This window comes from Vibrio sp. S17_S38 (assembly GCF_014694375.1).
Lineage (GTDB): Bacteria > Pseudomonadota > Gammaproteobacteria > Enterobacterales > Vibrionaceae > Vibrio.
Genome location: NZ_JAAUWW010000007.1, coordinates 114,036 through 132,221, shown reverse-complemented (window position 1 = coordinate 132,221; position 18,186 = coordinate 114,036). Strand labels below are relative to the sequence as shown.

Annotated in this window: 20 protein-coding genes; 8 read left to right on the top strand and 12 right to left on the bottom strand. The window is 41.9% G+C overall.

What is annotated here, in order from left to right:
* Positions 1–18: 18 nt before the first annotated feature.
* The 5 genes from phrB to HC725_RS07560 are packed head-to-tail and all read right to left on the bottom strand — an operon-like array spanning position 19 to position 4,538.
* Positions 19–1,464, bottom strand: coding sequence for a deoxyribodipyrimidine photo-lyase (gene phrB / locus HC725_RS07580; RefSeq protein ID WP_190331220.1), 1,446 nt, complete (start codon positions 1,462–1,464; stop codon positions 19–21).
* Positions 1,461–2,405 (bottom strand): YbgA family protein, encoded by a 945-nt coding sequence (locus HC725_RS07575; RefSeq protein WP_190331219.1) that lies wholly within the window; start codon positions 2,403–2,405, stop codon positions 1,461–1,463. Before HC725_RS07575 ends, phrB begins: the two co-directional genes overlap by 4 nt.
* A 33-nt stretch (positions 2,406–2,438) precedes the next feature.
* Positions 2,439–3,131, bottom strand: coding sequence for a ChrR family anti-sigma-E factor (locus HC725_RS07570; RefSeq protein ID WP_190331218.1), 693 nt, complete (start codon positions 3,129–3,131; stop codon positions 2,439–2,441).
* Positions 3,124–3,762: a sigma-70 family RNA polymerase sigma factor gene (locus HC725_RS07565; RefSeq protein WP_190331217.1), complete on the bottom strand. Its 639-nt coding sequence runs from the start codon at positions 3,760–3,762 to the stop codon at positions 3,124–3,126. Before HC725_RS07565 ends, HC725_RS07570 begins: the two co-directional genes overlap by 8 nt.
* A 50-nt stretch (positions 3,763–3,812) precedes the next feature.
* A complete protein-coding gene (locus tag HC725_RS07560) occupies positions 3,813–4,538 on the bottom strand; it encodes a hypothetical protein (RefSeq protein WP_190331216.1) in 726 nt (241 codons plus the stop codon).
* An 89-nt stretch (positions 4,539–4,627) separates the two neighbouring features.
* Here HC725_RS07560 and HC725_RS07555 point away from each other — a divergent pair, with 89 nt between their 5' ends.
* Both HC725_RS07555 and HC725_RS07550 read left to right on the top strand, forming a co-directional pair.
* Positions 4,628–4,774 carry a hypothetical protein gene (locus HC725_RS07555; RefSeq protein WP_190331215.1) on the top strand — a complete coding sequence of 49 codons (147 nt, stop codon included), beginning with the start codon at positions 4,628–4,630 and terminating at the stop codon, positions 4,772–4,774.
* A 63-nt stretch (positions 4,775–4,837) separates the two neighbouring features.
* Positions 4,838–6,301 (top strand): SLC13 family permease, encoded by a 1,464-nt coding sequence (locus tag HC725_RS07550; protein WP_190331214.1) that lies wholly within the window; start codon positions 4,838–4,840, stop codon positions 6,299–6,301.
* Between the two features lie 66 nt (positions 6,302–6,367).
* Here HC725_RS07550 and HC725_RS07545 read toward each other — a convergent pair whose 3' ends face one another.
* From HC725_RS07545 to HC725_RS07535, 3 genes are read right to left on the bottom strand one after another with little or no spacing between them, the layout of a single operon-like run.
* The gene (locus HC725_RS07545) at positions 6,368–7,351 is read right to left on the bottom strand and encodes a GNAT family N-acetyltransferase (protein WP_190331213.1); all 984 of its coding nucleotides are present in this window, start codon (positions 7,349–7,351) and stop codon (positions 6,368–6,370) included.
* 8 nt (positions 7,352–7,359) lie between these two features.
* Entirely contained in the window at positions 7,360–7,878 is a 519-nt protein-coding gene (locus HC725_RS07540; protein WP_190331212.1) for a hypothetical protein, read from the bottom strand.
* A 1-nt stretch (position 7,879) separates the two neighbouring features.
* Positions 7,880–8,458: a DedA family protein gene (locus HC725_RS07535; RefSeq protein WP_190331211.1), complete on the bottom strand. Its 579-nt coding sequence runs from the start codon at positions 8,456–8,458 to the stop codon at positions 7,880–7,882.
* 272 nt (positions 8,459–8,730) lie between these two features.
* Between HC725_RS07535 and uvrD the strand changes: the two genes are divergently transcribed.
* From uvrD to pfkA, 3 genes are all read left to right on the top strand, one after another.
* Complete coding sequence (uvrD, locus tag HC725_RS07530) at positions 8,731–10,905, top strand: DNA helicase II (RefSeq protein ID WP_190331210.1); 2,175 nt, start codon at positions 8,731–8,733, stop codon at positions 10,903–10,905.
* Between the two features lie 12 nt (positions 10,906–10,917).
* A complete protein-coding gene (fieF, locus tag HC725_RS07525; protein WP_190331209.1) occupies positions 10,918–11,817 on the top strand; it encodes a CDF family cation-efflux transporter FieF in 900 nt (299 codons plus the stop codon).
* Positions 11,818–12,116: 299 nt separating this feature from the next.
* Positions 12,117–13,079, top strand: coding sequence for a 6-phosphofructokinase (gene pfkA / locus HC725_RS07520; RefSeq protein WP_190331208.1), 963 nt, complete (start codon positions 12,117–12,119; stop codon positions 13,077–13,079).
* Between the two features lie 151 nt (positions 13,080–13,230).
* Here the strand turns inward: pfkA and tpiA are convergent, their stop codons facing one another.
* Entirely contained in the window at positions 13,231–14,004 is a 774-nt protein-coding gene (tpiA, locus tag HC725_RS07515) for a triose-phosphate isomerase (protein ID WP_190331207.1), read from the bottom strand.
* Between the two features lie 262 nt (positions 14,005–14,266).
* Between tpiA and HC725_RS07510 the strand changes: the two genes are divergently transcribed.
* Entirely contained in the window at positions 14,267–14,617 is a 351-nt protein-coding gene (locus tag HC725_RS07510; protein WP_190331206.1) for a 5-carboxymethyl-2-hydroxymuconate Delta-isomerase, read from the top strand.
* A 34-nt stretch (positions 14,618–14,651) separates the two neighbouring features.
* Entirely contained in the window at positions 14,652–15,062 is a 411-nt protein-coding gene (locus HC725_RS07505) for a DUF805 domain-containing protein (RefSeq protein WP_238928460.1), read from the top strand.
* Here HC725_RS07505 and HC725_RS07500 read toward each other — a convergent pair.
* Positions 15,054–15,698 (bottom strand): helix-turn-helix transcriptional regulator, encoded by a 645-nt coding sequence (locus tag HC725_RS07500; protein WP_190331205.1) that lies wholly within the window; start codon positions 15,696–15,698, stop codon positions 15,054–15,056. The two genes, HC725_RS07505 and HC725_RS07500, sit on opposite strands and share 9 nt — an antisense overlap.
* Positions 15,699–15,896: 198 nt before the next feature.
* Complete coding sequence (gene glpX, locus HC725_RS07495) at positions 15,897–16,904, bottom strand: class II fructose-bisphosphatase (protein WP_190331204.1); 1,008 nt, start codon at positions 16,902–16,904, stop codon at positions 15,897–15,899.
* A 341-nt stretch (positions 16,905–17,245) separates the two neighbouring features.
* On the opposite strand from glpX, the gene zapB reads away from it, so the two are divergent.
* On the top strand, positions 17,246–17,488 hold the full coding sequence (gene zapB, locus HC725_RS07490) for a cell division protein ZapB (protein WP_190331203.1): 243 nt from the start codon (positions 17,246–17,248) through the stop codon (positions 17,486–17,488).
* A gap of 118 nt (positions 17,489–17,606) precedes the next feature.
* On the opposite strand, the gene rraA is transcribed toward zapB, so the two are convergent.
* Positions 17,607–18,125, bottom strand: a complete 519-nt coding sequence (gene rraA / locus HC725_RS07485) for a ribonuclease E activity regulator RraA (protein ID WP_190331202.1) — start codon at positions 18,123–18,125, stop codon at positions 17,607–17,609.
* Positions 18,126–18,186 lie beyond the last annotated feature (61 nt).

Sequence of the window (18,186 nt, the reverse complement as noted above, 5' to 3'; positions counted from 1 at the left end):
TATCGCTCGTTTGCCAGACTAGTTCTGCTTAAAGAAATTAATCGCTCGCTCGCGTGCAAATTTATGTTCAACCAATGGTGGCCAATACATCTCAGATTTCCCTTCTTTATGTAAATATTCATGGGGAAAGTGGATCTGTTTATTCGGCACGTTTTCTAGCTCTGGTAAATATTTACGAATGAAATCACCGTTTGGATCAAACTTCTCACTTTGTAGAATCGGATTAAAAACACGGAAGTAAGGTTGAGCATCACATCCAGTGCTTGCCACCCATTGCCAGCCGCCATTGTTAGCACTGAAATCACCATCAATTAATTTCGACATAAAGAATGTTTCTCCCCAGTGCCAATCGATTAATAAATGTTTAGTTAAAAAGCTGCCGACTATCATACGCAGTCGATTATGCATCCAACCGGTTTGGCGCAGTTGTCGCATGGCAGCATCAACAATTGGGTAGCCAGTTTTTCCATCGCACCATGCTTTAAAATCATTAGAGTCATTACGCCACATTAGGGTGTTGTACTTGGTTTGAAAGCAATCGCCTTTGATTAAACGAGGAAAATGATGCAGTAGATGCTTATAAAAATCCCGCCATATGAGTTCATTAAGCCAAGAAAATGCAGGATGATCGGAGTGGTAGAGAACTTGTGGATCGCGATCGATAAGTTGCGCGGCTAATTGTCTTGCGCTGATGGCACCAATCGCAAGATAAGGCGATAAACCGGAAGTGCCTTTAACCGATGGAATGTCTCGAAGGTGTGAATATTCACCTACTTTATTGGCTAGAAAATCAGGGATGACATGTTGGATAACGCTATCACTGAGCGGCCATCGGCTGGAATCAATTTGCGGATAATTAAACTCAACTTTTTGCGTTGGAATATTGATCTGAGGGCTATTTTTATCAGAATTCACCACAGGAATAGAAGCCGTTTCAACACCTATTTCTCGAATGTAATTGAGCCAAGCTTTTTTGAATGGAGTAAAGGTTTTAAACATTAACCCTTGCTTGTTCAATATGCGGCCAAGTGGCGCGATGCTATCACAATCAAACAGTTGCAAATCAATACCTGATCCCATCACTTGTTGGTCGCGTTTGATCTCATTAAGTTCTGGTTCTCGATTGGCGAACACTTTTTCAATTTGGTGGTGTTGGCAAAAATCGCGTAACACCGAGATTTGATCGTTAAAATCATTCGCTTTTAGGTGAATAAACGAGACGCCAAGTTCCGCTAATTGCTTGGCAAAAAGATCAAGATGGCGACGTAAAAAATCGGCTTTGATTGGCGCGAAGTGATGTTGATGCCATTGCTGTGGCGTTGAAATGAACACTGCGTATGTTGGTATATCATGGTGTTCTGTTTGAGGTAATAGTGATTTTTCTGGTTGCTGATTTAGCAGCGAAAATAACGCCGGGTTATCGTGCAAGCGGATATCTCGGCGTATCCAAAGTAAAGAGTTCAATATCCGTATCTCAGCTTTAATTCTTTAGGGTGTGGTGTTAAGTAAACTTGATCGCTTAAATATTCATTAGGGAATTCTTTTAAGTGATGGTTGATTAAGGTCAGTGAGACCAATAAAGGTGAATAGCCTTCTCGATAGGCAGTAATCTCATCGCTTAATGCTTGCTTCTTTTCAGGCGATAACTGTTTTTTAAAATAGCCTTGCAGGTGTTGTAAGGTATTGGTGTGGGTTTTGCGTGTGGCTTTAATTTTGAGTGCGGTCATTAAGCCATGAATATACTCGTTTGCTTGTTGCTCTAATGGCATGTCCGCCCGTGCTAATAATTGCCCTAAAGCACGATAACTTTCCACATGATGGCTCATCACAAGGTATTTATGTGCGCGATGAAAGGTGATTAGCTTATGCTTGGTAATGCCCGATTTTTTAGTCTCTAACCAGCGCTGATAAACAAAAATACGAGTAATGAAATTTTCTTTGATTACCGGATCGTTTAGGCGATCATTTTCTTCGACCGGTAAACAAGGGTTGGCTTTCATGATTTGTTCGGCAAAGACACCAACGCCTGTCGATGCTGAACCTTTGCCGTGATGATAGTAAACTTTGACCCTTTCCATGCCGCAAGTTGGGCTTTTGGCGCAAAAAATAAAGCCAGCCATATCTTGAGTTGTATTAGCGTGAGCTTTACCAAAATCTTTTAGTGCTTGAGTCACATCGCCGCTACCATCGGGCTTGGAGACGGTAATAATCTCATTGTTGAGAATTTGTCTAATGGTCGGCCGTGGAGTGGGAAGCCCAATCGCGACTTCTGGGCAAACGGGAATAAAGTCGGCAAATTCACCTAATTGATCGGTACAAAACGCTGAACGTTTATGACCAGAATTAAAGCGAACTTTATAACCAATAACGCAAGCACTAATGCCAATTTTAAGTTTTGACGCCATCTGAAACCTCTCTACAACGTGATAAATGAGGGGCTAATAAATGAATTTTCCGATCGGATTAAGAAGCTGACTCATCCCTTGGGTAAAGTGAATCGCATCACTCGATACCGTTAGACACACGCAACCTTCGTCCGTGATTGGGCTATGAGTGTGTTTGCCATCCAACCACATAAAATCACCGGCTTTATATTCTCCCATGTCATCGTGAAAGCTGCCTTCAAGTAATAAGGTGATTTCAAAACCATGATGAGTATGCGTTGGAATGCTGCCACCTTTAGCGATATGCAATAGTGACATTTTAAGCTTATTGTCCTCCAGTGCTGCGCGAGCTCGTGAGAGCTTTCCTATGCCTTGCCACTCCTTCAGCGCAATGGATTTCATCGAATGTGGCAGGGCAATCCGAGTACCGTTGATATCAATTTCGGTAACGGTTTTCGGCAGCAGAATGGCGGCTTGTGTTTCTTCAATTTCGATATCGGTAATGCTCTGCATCATATCGAACTCATCGAAAGTTAAATCAGCGTGCGAAGGGGTTAAATCAAGCACTTGATTGAACGTTTCTGGTTCAAATAATGATTGCGCCGCTTGCTCGGTTAGTTGCATCGTGTGTTGCTGGCAATGCAGACATATTTCTACATGGCTGGCGACAATGATCGAAATAGAGGCTGGCAAGTTGCCATCGACAAATTGCTGCAAAATGGTCGCGGTTGGATGATGTTTAATCATGATCGTTTTCTCCCATGTGTTGCTTTAATTTTTCCAGTGCCAGTCTGAGTCTTGATTTGACCGTACCAATTGGAATGCCGAGATGTTGAGCTAATTGTTCTTGCGATAGCTCTTGATAATAAATGCCTTGTATAACTTGTTGCTGTGCTTCAGGTAAGCGACCCACATGATTGAGCAAGTGCTTTGATAACAGATGATCTTCAAACCCGCTGCTTTCATCTTGCTCTGGGGTTTGTGCCGAGTGGGCGATAGAGTCTACGGGCCAAATATCATCGGATAAGGATTCTTCAGAGCGAAACTGTATTTGCCTTAACATATCAAATGCGGAGTTACGCATGATGGTATAGATCCACGTTGTGGCGGCGCTTTTGTCTGGGTGATACAGGTGCGCTTTCTTCCACACTTTGGTCATGGTGTCTTGTACCAGTTCTTTGCCCAAGGCTTCACTATTAAGCTTACTGATGCCAAAGCGTTTTATTTTGGGAGCAAAGTATTGAAACAAGATGCTAAAAGCGTGTTTGTCCTGTTGCTTAGCCACTAAAACGAGGTATGTGGTTAAATCTTCGGGCAATAGTGATTGGGCAGCGATGATGCTCTCCTTATGACTTATCTTATTCACATCCTGCTGCATATTGTCACCCAAATAGTTAGACGCTTCATATTGTGAATACGCACGGACTTTTAATTAGGATCAGATATTTTCAGCAAGGTATTCAAAAAGTGTACAACATGTTGAAAACTATTTGGTTTTAAAAATTCTTTTTGTGCTTGGTAAGGCAACGGTAATTGTTCAATTAAGCGAGCCGCGACCCATTCTAATTGGGAAAAATAAGTGTCTGTGTACAGCTCGGCACGTAAAGGTTGGGCTTTAAAAAGGGATTTTAATTGATCGGCATATTGGTTTTGGTGCTCATTAATGTAGGTTGTTTCTTGATTCAACTCTGATCCAGTTTGTGATTCATTTTTCGCTTGGGTTGGATTGAGTTGAGTGGGGTTTAGATGAGTTGACGGCGTAACTGGATCGAGTTGTGACCAATGATCTCTCGCTTCAATGTGACAAAACCAGCGGTGCGGTTCTGCTTGGTGGTAATCCAATAACACGACCATTTGTCGGGCATGAATATCGATAGTTAAAAAACCTTCTTTGGTTTGAGAAAAATTTGTCACCTCAACTTGAACGCCCCAAGGATAAAGCTTTTCATCGCTGGGGTAATCGAACGCCATCACCAGCGGGCATTGTTTTTTTAATACTCGAGTAATCAAAACAAGGTGCTTGGCATCAATAATCTTAAGGCGTTGACGGCCACCGGGTAGCAGGATGATTGGCAGAAGAAATAATTCTATCTTGTCAGAGCTATTTGATGTTAACCATTGATGTTGCAAGTGAGCATTATTGGATGTGAGCATTTCTATCCTTTGGATATTTGGTGTGTTTCATATACAGATAAATACGAAACTCAGCCAAAAGAAGATCACTGAGCGTTAAATGAGAATGAATGACGAGCGATTTTGTATGGAATTTAGTCAATGGGAAATGGAACGGTATTACGCATAAAAATGAGTTTAAACAATCAGATAATCTACAACAGTCACAAATTAAAATATTTTATTACATCAAAGTTCACGAAGCTGAAACTATCTAATGCATCTTGGGTTGAAAACCGATTTAATGTGCGGAATTAATGATAATTAAAGGGGCGAAGACTATGTCCATGTTAGAAAAAGAGTCAATTATTCCAAACAACTCTCGTTATTTAGGTCTTTTTATTGGACCACTAATTTTGATCATGACGTTAGTTTTTCCGCCACCTTTGGATGGTTTGAGTGAACCGGCTTGGCGCATGATTGGTCTTGCGACTTTAATGGCGGTGTGGTGGGTAACCGAAGCTGCGCCGATCCCTGTGACTTCATTCTTACCTATTATTTTGTCGCCATTATTGGGAACCGCCAATATTAAAGAGGCGACGGCGGCGTTTGCCAATCCGCTGATTTTCTTATTCTTAGGTGGATTCTTACTCTCGATTGCGATGGAAAAATGGAATCTGCATAAACGAGTGGCGCTGATCGCGATGCTGGCGGTTGGGAAGAAACCTGCACATCAAATTGGTGGTTTAATGGCAGTCACGGCGTTTTTATCCATGTGGATGAGTAATACCGCAACGGCTGTGATGATGTTGCCGATTGGTATGTCGATCATTGGTATTGTGTGCGGTGAAAAACGCGATAAAAACCCTGAGTTTGCTAGTGCCTTGTTATTGGGTATTGCGTACGCAGCCAGTATTGGTGGTTTAGCAACCTTAATCGGAACACCGCCCAATGCATTGTTAGCAGCGTATTTGGCTGACAGTTACAACATGGAGTTGGGCTTTGGTAAGTGGATGATGGTGGGCTTGCCATTGTCGATTATGATGCTGGCTTTCACTTGGGTTTGGTTGACCAAGATTTCATATAAATTGCCGGATGCTCAAGAAGGTGATGCGACCGGTTTATTAGGGCAACAATTAAAAGCATTGGGTCAACTGAGTAAAGGTGAAAAGTGGGTTGCTATTATCTTTATTGGCGCGGCGCTTAGTTGGGTGTTTCGTCCATTAATTGCAAAATGGACTGGGCTGCCAATTAATGACACCAGCATTGCGATGTTTGCCGCTTTATTGCTGTTTATTATTCCTATTAATGTGAAGAAGCAAGAGTTCGTTCTAGATTGGGAAAGCACTAAGAAATTACCGTGGGGTGTATTACTACTTTTTGGTGGTGGTTTAAGTCTTGCCGCACAAATTAAAAGCTCCGGTCTGGCGGATTTTATCGGCGACAGTTTAGCCTCAACTGGCGGAATGCCAATTATTGTGGTGATGCTAATTGTGACCGCTGCGATTATTTTCTTAACGGAAGTGACCAGTAATACCGCCACCGCAGCAGGTTTCTTACCGTTATTAGGACCAATTGCGATTGCGATGGGAGAGAATCCCGCTATGCTCGCGATCCCTGCTGCATTGGCTGCCAGTTGTGCCTTTATGATGCCAGTGGCCACGCCGCCAAACAGTATTGTATTTGCCTCTGGTCAGCTACGGATCAAAGACATGATCCGTGCCGGTTTTATGCTCAATATTGTGGGGATTTTCTTTATCACCGGTATTAGTTATACACTCGCAGCTTGGGTGTTTGGTTTATAAGTAACGGTTTGGTTTGTAAGAAAAAATAAAAGCCGAGACGTGGACTTATCCGCGTTTCGTTTTTATTTATTTCCTTTTATGTTTTTGTAAATATTCCCGACTCTCTTCTTTGCCCATGTATTTTGCCAACGTGCGTGGCGGCACTTTGCGTAAATCCACTACGATTAAGCCGTCTAACGCATCGTTGAAATCTTTATCCACATTAAAACTGATCAGCTTGCCGTTAAGATTAAGATATTGTTTCAACAAAATGGGCAGACTGTTTTGTCCTAAACGAGTGAGGACCTTCGATAACAATTGAATATCGGCTAAAGAAGACAACATATCGTTGCGCCAAAAGGTGTTTTTGGGTGGTTTGAGAGGGTTAGTGGCTTTGACTAACATGGCACTTTCTTGATCAAAGTGGTGCATTTCAAGTGTTGAAACCATTAACTGACGAGCGATTGGGCTGTACTCACTACTGATACTGACAGGGCCAAATAAATGAGTGTAATGGGGGTGGCGATAAGCATAGGTTGAAATCCCTTTCCACAATAATAATAAAGCGGTGAGACTGCGCTGATAAGGTAAGTCGATAACCGAGCGCCCCATTTCAATAGCATGACCATATTTGCCAATTAAGGCTTGGTCGTAGTCAAACAATGTTCGTGAATACAAACCGTGTACATTTTTATCTGGCAGGATTTTATCGGTTAATCCTAAGCGGTAAGCGCCGACAATACGGTGTTTTTCGTTATCCCAAATAAATAAGTGCTGATAATAATCATCGAATTCATCTAAGTCACAATCTTTGCCGGTTCCTTCATTCACCATGCGAAAATTCATTTCACGGATCCGACCAATTTCTCGCAATAAATGAGGAATGCGTTTGGCTTCAGTGCAATACACGTCAAATTGTTTAAAGCTGAGTAAGTGCTCATCAGCGGTTAATGTCGCAATGTCCTGTGCCATTAAATGAGAGGCAATGGGGGCGATAATGTTGCCTTGTTGTGATGGTAGCTCGGGCTGATAGTCGGCTTTGGGCGCAAGCAAATAGGTGTTGAGGCGCAAATAATATACTAATTGTTGATCGCTATCGAGTTGCTCAAGTTCTTTATGCTAAATAATTCAGAATCAGATTCAATTAATTTAACCCCTACGCCACGACAACCTTGGTCAGGTTTGGCGACAATTGGCAGCGTTAAATTGGCTTTTTGCATGTGTTGCTTTGCATCTTCAAATTGAGATTTAACTGATGAATCCAGTTTAGTCAGAGTGATAAATGACGGGATCCATGTTTTGGCATAGCTTCCCGCTTGCGACAAAATATCCGCTTTAGATTCTCCCACCATGCCGCTCAAATCTATGTTTGGATTAGCAACTAAAGGCAAACGTAAATCGCCATATTTGAATCCATACCAAATACTTTGCACCACCACCGGAGCATAGAAAAACCAAGTGGGCCAAAATTCAAATCGAGAGATGGCTTTATCGGATGTGTGCATTGCTGGCATGCCTTGATTGACAGTGCTCTCTTTAGCGGAGACGGTTACTGATTGATCGCCTGAGATGGTTATAAATTCAATGTTTGGCTGCATATTAGGCTTTCCCTTTGATCTTTGGGCGAATGACTTGAGCGCTGTAACGGTTGAAAATAAATAGCACCAATAATGCCAGCGGACCAAGTAACCACTTCCAGCTGCTTTGCTGCAACCATTGCGTGTTGCCCAATTGATAAATCAGGCTAAATACGACTAAGGTCCATATTGCGGTGGCGACCAAGACAGCTGATAAAAACTTGCTGAATGACACATCAAGATAACCGCATAAAGTGAAACTAATACTACGCAAACCAGGTATAAACCGAATAATGAAAATATTCACAAAAGCATGGTTGTTCAGGTGACGTTTTGCCTGTTGTAAATACGGTAAGGTCAATAATCGGTATCGGAGGCCTCTCCAGCGTTTCGCCCAGTGACCTAATCCATACAGCAATGTATCTCCGCTTGCGATACCGATAAAAATGGCAAGCAAAGCCAGACTAGAAGGAATAAAATCTTGGCTAGCTAATATTGCTGCTGTAATGATGGCGAGATCTTCTAATAGGTATGACAGCAGTATGATGCCGATAAAAGCCATCCAAACGTTTTGCTGTAAGAGTGTGAGATACTCGTTCATATCAGACCTATTGTTGATCTTGCTTGTCCATTAATAGATATAGAACCATGTTATCGGAATTAAATTTCAACCTGAGAGGGAGTGATGTTAGAAAGCCCTTTAAATAAAGCGATATTCAATCGAAATTTATAATAACTATAGTTGGCGATAAGGCTTTTTCCTGATTTTTAGTGTTGTGAGATAGACAAACAATAGAACGGATGTGATGAATCTAAAATCCTGTCTTAACTTCGTGTATACTCGTCCTTTATGTATAAATAACCAGTGGAATGATGATGGATCCTTCTTTATTACTCGATGGTCTTAATGACCGACAACGTGAAGCTGTAGCCGCGCCGCTTGAGAACTTACTAGTACTCGCGGGGGCTGGAAGTGGTAAAACTCGAGTATTGGTTCATCGCATCGCTTGGTTATTATCGGTAGAGCAAGCTTCGCCGTTTTCGATTATGTCGGTGACTTTTACCAATAAAGCGGCGGCGGAAATGCGAGGCCGGATTGACGAACTGATGATGGGAACGTCGTCAGGAATGTGGAACGGTACTTTTCATGGCATTTGCCACCGCATTCTTCGTGCTCATTATATGGATGCGAAACTACCAGAAGATTTCCAGATCCTTGATTCAGAAGATCAACTACGTTTGCTGCGCCGTTTAATCAAGGCGCAAAACCTTGATGAAAAACAATGGCCAGCCAAACAAGCGAGCTGGTGGATTAATGGTAAAAAAGATGAAGGCTTACGCCCAAGTCACATTGATACTTATCATGATCCGGTTGCCAAAACCTACCTGCAAATCTATCAAGCCTATCAAGAAGCCTGCGATCGTGCGGGTTTGGTTGACTTTGCTGAAATTCTATTACGTTGCCATGAATTATTACGCGATAAAGTGCATATTCGTGAGCACTATCAAGCGCGCTTTAAGCATATCTTGGTGGACGAATTCCAAGATACCAACAACATTCAATACGCTTGGTTGCGGATGATGGCAGGGCGAGATGCTCATGTGATGATTGTGGGTGATGATGACCAATCAATTTATGGCTGGCGTGGTGCGCAGATTGAAAACATTCAAAAATTTCTACGCGAGTTTACGGCTGCGCGCACTATTCGTTTAGAGCAAAACTACCGTTCAACCAAGAATATCCTGACCGCAGCCAATGAGCTGATCAGCAATAATACCGAGCGGATGGGCAAAGATTTATGGACCGAAGGGGAGGATGGTGAACCGATCTCTTTGTATTCGGCCTATAACGATCTTGATGAGGCTCGCTTTGCAGTCAATAAAATTAAAGAGTGGCACGACAAAGGCACGCCATTGAGTGATTGCGCTATGTTGTATCGCAATAACGCCCAATCACGGATATTGGAAGAAGCGTTAATTCAGGCGCGCCTGCCATACCGAATTTATGGTGGTCAACGCTTCTTCGAGCGTCAAGAAATCAAAGATGCGCTCAGCTATTTACGTTTGATGAATAACCGCAATGACGATGCTGCGTTTGAACGCGTTGTGAATACGCCAACGCGTGGTTTAGGTGATAAAACGCTGGAAACTATTCGTATGACCGCGCGCGATCGTGGTACCACATTATGGCAAGCGGGCGTTCAACTTATTGACGAAAAAGTTCTGCCTAATCGTGCGGCGATGGCGTTTAGTCGATTTGTTGAACTGATTACTGCACTAGAAGATGATACTTACGATTTAGCTTTACATGAACAATTCGACCATGCAATTAAATCGTCGGGTTTGTTCAATATGTATGAAATGGAAAAAGGCGAAAAATCTAAAGCTCGCATTGAGAACTTGGAAGAATTAGTTACCGCCGCGCGTCAGTTTGAAAAGCCAGAAGAAGCGGATGAAATGAGTATGTTGTCGGCATTCTTATCGCATGCGGCGCTTGAAGCGGGTGAAGGGCAAGCGGATGAATTTACCGATGCAGTACAATTAATGACACTGCACAGCGCCAAAGGTTTGGAATTTCCATTAGTCTTTATGGTTGGCGTGGAAGAAGGCATGTTCCCCAATCAAATGTCGGCTGAAGATGCCGCTCGTTTGGAAGAAGAACGCCGCCTTTGCTATGTTGGCATGACGCGAGCAATGACCAAACTCTACATTACTTACGCTGAAATGAGGCGCGTATATGGTCAAGAGAAATGTCATAAACCCTCACGTTTTATTCGTGAAATCCCAGAGAGTTGTGTAGAAGAAGTGCGAATGAAAGCGCAAGTGAGCCGCCCGGCTACCTCGGGTAGATTTGGCTCAAGTGCAGTTAAAGAAACCTTCAATAGCACCGGTTATGCATTAGGACAAAGAGTGACCCATCCTAAATTTGGCGAAGGCACAATTATTAACTTTGAAGGCAGTGGTCAGCAAAGTCGAGTGCAGGTGGCTTTTAATGGTGAAGGGATTAAGTGGCTGGTCACAGCTTACGCTAAGCTAGAGAAATCTTAAGGTCTGATTTGAATGGAAAAAAATTACGCAAAGTTAGTTAATTCCGCAGCATGGGCGGCAATGGTTATAGCGACTATTTTGTTGATCGTGAAAGTGATCGCATGGTGGCAAACCAATTCAGTTAGTTTATTAGCCTCATTGGTTGACTCATTATTGGACATGGCAGCATCATTAACTAATTTACTGGTGGTTCGCTATGCATTGCAACCCGCTGATGAAGAGCACCAATTCGGGCATGGTAAGGCAGAATCTTTGGCGGCGTTAGCGCAGGCTATGTTTATTTCTGGATCTGCCGTATTTCTGGTGCTCAATGGGGTCGAACGATTTTTTCGCCCACAGGCTTTAGTCTCGCCTGAGATCGGTGTGTGGGTGAGTGGTTTTGCTATTTTGCTCACATCTGGTTTGGTTCTATTTCAAAAACATGTGGTAAGAAAAACGGGCAGCCAAGCCATTTCAGCCGATTCTTTGCATTATCAAACTGATTTATTTATGAATATTGCCATTATGATTGCTTTGGTACTCAGTTGGTATGGGTTAAAGCAAGCCGATGCTATTTTTGCTGTCGGTATTGGTATTTACATTTTGTATAGCGCATATCAAATGGCGAATGAAGCGGTGCAGTCGTTATTGGATCGCCAGTTACCGGATGAGGAAGTCGATGCCATCCGTTTAGCTTGTGTGTCGGTTGAAGGCGTATTAGGCGCGCATGATTTACGTACGCGAATGTCTGGCCCTGTACGTTTTATTCAAGTACATATTGAGTTAGATGATCATTTACCTTTGCTAGATGCGCATCGAATTTCTGATCAAGTGGAACAAAAATTGGATAACTTATTCCCATATTCAGATGTCTTAATTCACCAAGATCCAATCTCCGTCGTGCCGGCAGCAAAATATCGACCATTAAGTTAGCAAGTGGCACTTATATAGAATAAAATCATGTGAGATAAGTCATTATGTTGAGATAATTGACTATCTTATTGTTCGTAGAAATGTTGAGTGAAAGTGATGTGAATCAACACACTTTGATTGCAAGCTTGTATATTGATCATAAAGGTAAACGATTGAAATAAACTTATGACTATTATGAGTGGTAAGTTTTTCGTATTTAACGTACAGAATCTCGAATTAAGTTGGCGCAGATTAGCCAAATATGTAGTGAAGATTCAAGTAAACCAATTTTTATATTTTGAAATTTAGAGGGTGAAAACATGGTTAAGAAAATCGGTGTTTTAACAAGCGGTGGTGATGCACCAGGTATGAACGCAGCGATTCGTGGTGTAGTTCGTACTGCATTAAGTGAAGGTCTAGAAGTTTATGGTATTCATGATGGATATCTTGGCTTAGTTGAAGACCGTATCGAAAAACTTGAGCGTTCTAGCGTTTCTGATGTAATTAACCGTGGTGGTACGTTCTTAGGTTCTGCGCGTTTTCCTGAGTTTAAAGATGAGAAAGTGCGTGAAAAAGGCATTGCTAATTTGAAGAAACACGGCATCGATGCACTGGTTGTTATTGGTGGTGATGGTTCTTACATGGGGGCGAAGAAGCTGACTGAAATGGGCTTTCCATGTATTGGTCTTCCTGGCACAATTGATAATGATATCGCAGGTACCGATTACACTATTGGGTACATGACGGCACTGAATACCGTTATTGATGCTATTGACCGTTTACGTGATACATCAACCTCTCACCAACGTATTTCGATTGTTGAAATTATGGGCCGTCACTGTGGTGATTTAACTTTGATGTCAGCACTTGCGGGTGGCTGTGAGTACATTATTACGCCAGAAAACAATCTTGATAAAGATGCACTGATCCAAAACATTCAAGATGGCATCGCCAAAGGCAAAAAGCATGCGATTATCGCACTGACTGAATTGCAGATGGATGCTTATGAACTTGCTAAAGATATTGAAGCAGCAACGGGTCGTGAAACTCGTGCAACGGTATTAGGTCATATTCAACGTGGCGGTCGTCCAACGGCATTTGATCGTGTATTGGCTTCTCGCATGGGGAACTATGCGGTACATTTATTGGTTGAAGGCCACGGTGGTCGTTGTGTTGGCATCCAAAAAGAAGAGCTAGTGCACCACGATATTATCGATGCTATTGAAAATATGCGTCGTCCGGTACGTAAAGATCTCTACAAAGTAGCGGAAGAGTTATTCTAATTTTTCAGAGTATTCATACTTTTGTTTGATAAGCCGTTGGTGAAAGGCAGCGGTTTTTTTTCGTTTTAAATACTCCAATAAAAAAGGTTAGTGATTTCTCACTAACCTTTTGTCTTTTATTTTTTAGAGCCTAGAGCCTAAATAACAAGAATTATGCTTTTTTCGCTTCTGCTGCTGCTTTAGCAATTGCTGCAAAGCTTTTCGCGTCAAGCGCTGCGCCGCCAACTAGAGCACCATCGATGTCTGGTTGTGCAAAGTAAGCTGCTGCATTTTCTGGTTTAACAGAACCACCGTATTGGATCACAACATTTTTCGCTACGTCTTCAGACTTAGCTGCGATGTGAGCACGGATTTGTGCGTGAGTACGTTGTGCGTCATCAGCAGTTGCAGCTTTACCAGTACCGATTGCCCAGATTGGCTCATAAGCAATGATCGCGTCGTTAAGCGCTTCAACGCCAAGCAGATTAATAACTGCATCGATTTGACGTGCACATACTGCAACTGTCTCGCCTGCTTCGTTTTGCGCTTCAGATTCACCGATGCAAAGAACTGGCGTTAGGCCATTTTCTTTTAGGAAAGCGAATTTTTTAGCGACAAACTCATCTGATTCGTTGTGGTATTGACGACGCTCAGAGTGACCGATGATGATGTGAGAAGCGCCGAATTCTTTCAGCATTTCAGGAGACATATCACCAGTGAAAGCACCGCTGTTATTTAGGTCAGTGTTTTGAGCGCCTAAAATGATTTGGCTGCCCGCATCAGTAAGAGTGCGTTCTGCAAGATCGATGAAAAGTGCTGGTGGCGCGACAGCAACGTCTACACCAGTAACGCCTTCAAGCTCTGCATTTAAGCTCGTTAGCAAATCAACAACCATTTCTTTGCTGCCGTTTAATTTCCAGTTACCCATAACTACAGGATGACGCATAGGATTCTCTCCAATTCGATTTAATGAATGTTCAGGTATTAACCCAAAATGTACTATCAAAGAATATAACAGAATAATGTGATGAGATCATGATTCTCGTCATGTCTATACTCTTCATTAATGGTAGTTTCGTTTTTATTAATTTTCAGCGTGATTATAGCGGAAAAATCAGGTGGCTTAAGTGGCTATTTTTCCTTAATTAGGTATGTTAGAACTATGAACGTGATCCGCTGGTAATAGTCTAATTTGTGAGGGAAAACCAATGCCAAATGTTGTGATGGAATATTCAAATTCAATTGATGAGCGTGTCAATATTCAAGCTCTGCTAGAAGATATACACCACGTCACGATTGAAAGTGGCTTATTTCAATTGATGGATGTGAAGTCCAGAACTTTACGTACTCACAATTGGTTGATTGGGGATAAGGCAGATAATGTTGATTTTATTCATGTTACGGTTGAGTTACTTGAAGGAAGAACCGTGGAACAAAAGCAGGCGTTATCTCAATCAATAATGGTAGCATTGCGTTTAAAGGCTGATTTTGTCGCAAGTCTTACGGTTAACCTTCGAGATATGGACAAAGCAAGTTTTCAAAAAGTGATCAACCTATAAATTTTAAGGTAAGAGTATGAGTTTGAAATAGTGGCTGTTTTCTTTTCAAGGAAGGATCGGTCGACAACGTTTTTGGATCTGGAACATCTTTTATTATGCGGTTATTTTAGGAGCTGGCGTTTTTCTCGGTCAAAGCGGCTTAGGAAATATGGCGAGCTATATTTTATTGCTTGTGACCGCAGGGTTATTAATTCCTGACTTGGCGGTAACGGCCAAGCGTTGGCATGATAGAAATAAATCCAATTGGTGGTTACTTATGCATGTACCACTCATTTTGGGGCGTTTATATGCACCTGAAATAGGAGCAGCGCCGAGTACAATGGCACAAACAGCCATGGGATTGGTAGCGTTAGTTTGCGGTATTTGGATGTTGGTCGAGTGTGGATTTTTAAAAGGGTCAGTCAATGAAAATCGTTATGGGCAGCCTGACATTTCGTCACGTTAAGTTTGTTGGCGTGACGGTATTTATTGGGGTAATTTTATAGCTACAACGTCTTTCACCTTTAATAATATGCTCGGTTCGTTGGATATGACATTCATCACCGAGCAGTTGAGAAAAAATCGAAAACTCCGAATGACATAAGCTTGGACAATGTTTTGCTGCATGGCAAATCGGGCAATGATTTTCAATTAAAAGATAACCTTCTAGTGTCGTTTCAAGCTCCGCCATATAACCTTCACTTTCTCGTAATTGAGTTAAGGCTTTCAACCGTTGTTCTAATGTTTCGCATGTGGATAACTGATCTTGATAATGATTGAGAATTTTTCTCTCTCGCTCCGCAGTAACTTGCTCTAATCCCTGTTGACCAAATAAATGTGTCACAGCATCAATAATATCGATAGTGAAATCATTATGGCGATCAATAAAGCCATTATGACCTTGTTTGGTGAGTGACCAATGACGAGCAGGGCGTCCGACCTTAACTTTGATATCAGTAAAAGACAAAAGCCCTTCATCTTCTAATGCTTGTAAATGCTGCCTTGCACCCATTGGTGTGATCGATAAATCTTCCGCGAGTTGGCGTGCGGTAATACTGCCTTCTCGTTTTATTTTGTGGAGAATTTTATCTGAGGTTTTCATCACTAAGCCTTTACACTTCGATTATTGATGTAAATGTAAATAAATCGTTAACTAATATGATGAAGTAAAAAAGAAATAATGCAAATGACGAGTAGATTTATATGGCGCAGGCTAACGTTTCTGATTTATGAGTAATAAAAAACGCAACACTAGGTTGCGTTTTGATATGAAGTTTTATCATTTAAACAATTGATAAAACTATAAAATGTGTTTTTTAATGGTGTCGTCTTTACGTTCAAGGTAGTGAATCGATTTAATACGACGAATGGTACGACTTTTACCACGGATCACTAAGGTTTCTGTGGTCGCAATATTACCTTTTCGAGTAATGCCTTCTAATAAGTCACCTTTGGTAATACCCGTTGCAGCAAATACCACATTATCGCTGCGTGCCATATCATCCATTTTGAGGATCTTATTGGCTTCAACACCCATTTCTGCGCAACGTTTAAGCTCTAATTCGCCATGGGTTCGGTTTTCTGGCGTATCGCCTTTAACTTCATGACGAGGTAATAAACGGCCTTGCATGTCACCATCTAAAGCACGAATTACTGCTGCTGAAACAACACCTTCTGGAGCGCCACCGATGCAGCACATCATGTCTACCTCGCTATCAGGCATGCAGGTTAGGATTGAAGCGGCAACATCACCATCTGGCACAGCAAAGACACGCACACCCATCTTTTGCATCGTAGCAATCATAATGTCGTGGCGGGGTTTTGCTAGGGTGGTAACAGTGAGTTCGTTCAATTCTTTATTTAAGGCTTTGGCTACGTTACGTAGATTGTCTTCAATTGGTAGGCTAAGATCGATTGCGCCTTTTGCGCCAGGACCAACGACTAATTTTTCCATGTACATATCTGGTGCTTTTAAGAAGCTGCCTTTTTCACCTGCCGCCAATACAGCTAAGGCATTAGATTGCCCCATGGCGGTCATGCGAGTACCTTCGATTGGATCAACGGCAATATCAACTGCGTCACCACCAATGCCGACTTGTTCGCCAATATAAAGCATTGGAGCTTCATCGATCTCGCCTTCACCGATAACAATTTCACCGCTGATTTCAGTTTGATTAAGTAGGCTACGCATTACTTCAACTGCAGCACCATCAGCGGCGTTTTTATCGCCACGACCTAACCATTTATAACCAGCAAGCGCAGCACCTTCTGTAACTCGTGAAAATGCTAATGCTAAATCGCGTTTCATAGGGACTCCAATACAAACAAGTGGGTAGAAAAATTCGTTGCAGATTTTATCACAGCCAAAAGGGTAACGTTTGCTTTTTTATATTTCGAAGAAAAAGACAGTGGCTTCACCCGGTTGATAGGCGCAGTTTGCTATGCCGCTGGTGAACGTTTTTCAGAATATTGATTAACGGGATGGATACTATTGTCATGTTTTCGTGATAAGTGTTGTTTTTTTGCGCGAACAGACAAAAATACTGCAATAAGAGTGTGGCGAATAAAAAGAAGCTGAGTAGAATGAAGGCATCACTAGTGATAACATTGTTATATCACTCATCATGGTTCATTAAGCAGGTAGTAAAGATGTCTTTCGAAGTTTTAGAGCAGCTAGAAGCAAAAATCCAAACCGCAGTAGATACTATTGCTTTATTACAAATGGAAGTTGAAGAGCTTAAAGAGAAAAATGAGCAATTGGCTTCAGAATCAACTCAACTTAAAGAAGGTCGTGTTGAATTAGAGCAACAATCGCAAGCCTTGCGTCAGGAGCAACAAGTTTGGCAAGATCGTATTCGTAGCCTACTTGGTAAAATGGATGATGTAGAATAATTTCCGACTTTCATTGATAAATAATCGATGGAAACATAAAAAAACAGAGCCCAAGTGGCTCTGTTTTTTTATGCTTTGGATTTACGGGATAGAAGATTAAAGCTACCCCATAAATCGATCAGTCAGCTAATTCTGCATCGTCATCAATTTCCAACTCAATATCGAGTGGCTCTTGAGACAAAATGACACCGGTATTATCAGCGTAGAGGTAGTCTTCAGGTAAGAAAGTGACGCCACCAAAGTTAACAGGAACGTCAATTTCACCAATATTATTTTGAGTCGCGCCAACAGGGATTGCCGCTAAAGCTTGAATACCGACTTGTCTCTCTTCAAGGTCATCGACTTCACGAACGCTACCGTAAATTACAATGCCTTCCCAAGAGTTTTCTTCAGCCAGTATGGCTAATTCAGCATCAATTAAAGCGCGACGTAATGAGCCACCGCCATCAATTAATAGAACACGGCCAGTACCTTCTTCTTGCAGAACAGAACGGATAATACCGTTATCTTCAAAGCATTTTACTGTGGTTACTTGCCCGGCAAACGATGATAATCCACCAAAATTACTGAACATTGGTTCAACTACATCTACTTGGTCAAGATAGATATCACACAGTGCAGAGGTATTATATTCCATAGTGGTTATTCTCTTTGCGGGGGATAATTAACGAGTATATAGGGTCAATATTGCTTTGCAA

Bases quoted from the DNA above. Each gene is read 5' to 3' on its own strand.
- HC725_RS07575 (WP_190331219.1), bottom strand. From the start codon at position 2,405: ATGGCGTCAAAACTTAAAATTGGCATTAGTGCTTGCGTTATTGGTTAT.
- HC725_RS07570 (WP_190331218.1), bottom strand. From the start codon at position 3,131: ATGATTAAACATCATCCAACCGCGACCATTTTGCAGCAATTTGTCGAT.
- HC725_RS07565 (WP_190331217.1), bottom strand. From the start codon at position 3,762: ATGCAGCAGGATGTGAATAAGATAAGTCATAAGGAGAGCATCATCGCT.
- HC725_RS07560 (WP_190331216.1), bottom strand. From the start codon at position 4,538: ATGCTCACATCCAATAATGCTCACTTGCAACATCAATGGTTAACATCA.
- HC725_RS07555 (WP_190331215.1), top strand. From the start codon at position 4,628: ATGACGAGCGATTTTGTATGGAATTTAGTCAATGGGAAATGGAACGGT.
- HC725_RS07550 (WP_190331214.1), top strand. From the start codon at position 4,838: ATGTCCATGTTAGAAAAAGAGTCAATTATTCCAAACAACTCTCGTTAT.
- HC725_RS07540 (WP_190331212.1), bottom strand. From the start codon at position 7,878: ATGCAGCCAAACATTGAATTTATAACCATCTCAGGCGATCAATCAGTA.
- HC725_RS07535 (WP_190331211.1), bottom strand. From the start codon at position 8,458: ATGAACGAGTATCTCACACTCTTACAGCAAAACGTTTGGATGGCTTTT.
- uvrD (WP_190331210.1), top strand. From the start codon at position 8,731: ATGATGGATCCTTCTTTATTACTCGATGGTCTTAATGACCGACAACGT.
- fieF (WP_190331209.1), top strand. From the start codon at position 10,918: ATGGAAAAAAATTACGCAAAGTTAGTTAATTCCGCAGCATGGGCGGCA.
- pfkA (WP_190331208.1), top strand. From the start codon at position 12,117: ATGGTTAAGAAAATCGGTGTTTTAACAAGCGGTGGTGATGCACCAGGT.
- tpiA (WP_190331207.1), bottom strand. From the start codon at position 14,004: ATGCGTCATCCTGTAGTTATGGGTAACTGGAAATTAAACGGCAGCAAA.
- HC725_RS07510 (WP_190331206.1), top strand. From the start codon at position 14,267: ATGCCAAATGTTGTGATGGAATATTCAAATTCAATTGATGAGCGTGTC.
- HC725_RS07500 (WP_190331205.1), bottom strand. From the start codon at position 15,698: ATGAAAACCTCAGATAAAATTCTCCACAAAATAAAACGAGAAGGCAGT.
- glpX (WP_190331204.1), bottom strand. From the start codon at position 16,904: ATGAAACGCGATTTAGCATTAGCATTTTCACGAGTTACAGAAGGTGCT.
- zapB (WP_190331203.1), top strand. From the start codon at position 17,246: ATGTCTTTCGAAGTTTTAGAGCAGCTAGAAGCAAAAATCCAAACCGCA.
- rraA (WP_190331202.1), bottom strand. From the start codon at position 18,125: ATGGAATATAATACCTCTGCACTGTGTGATATCTATCTTGACCAAGTA.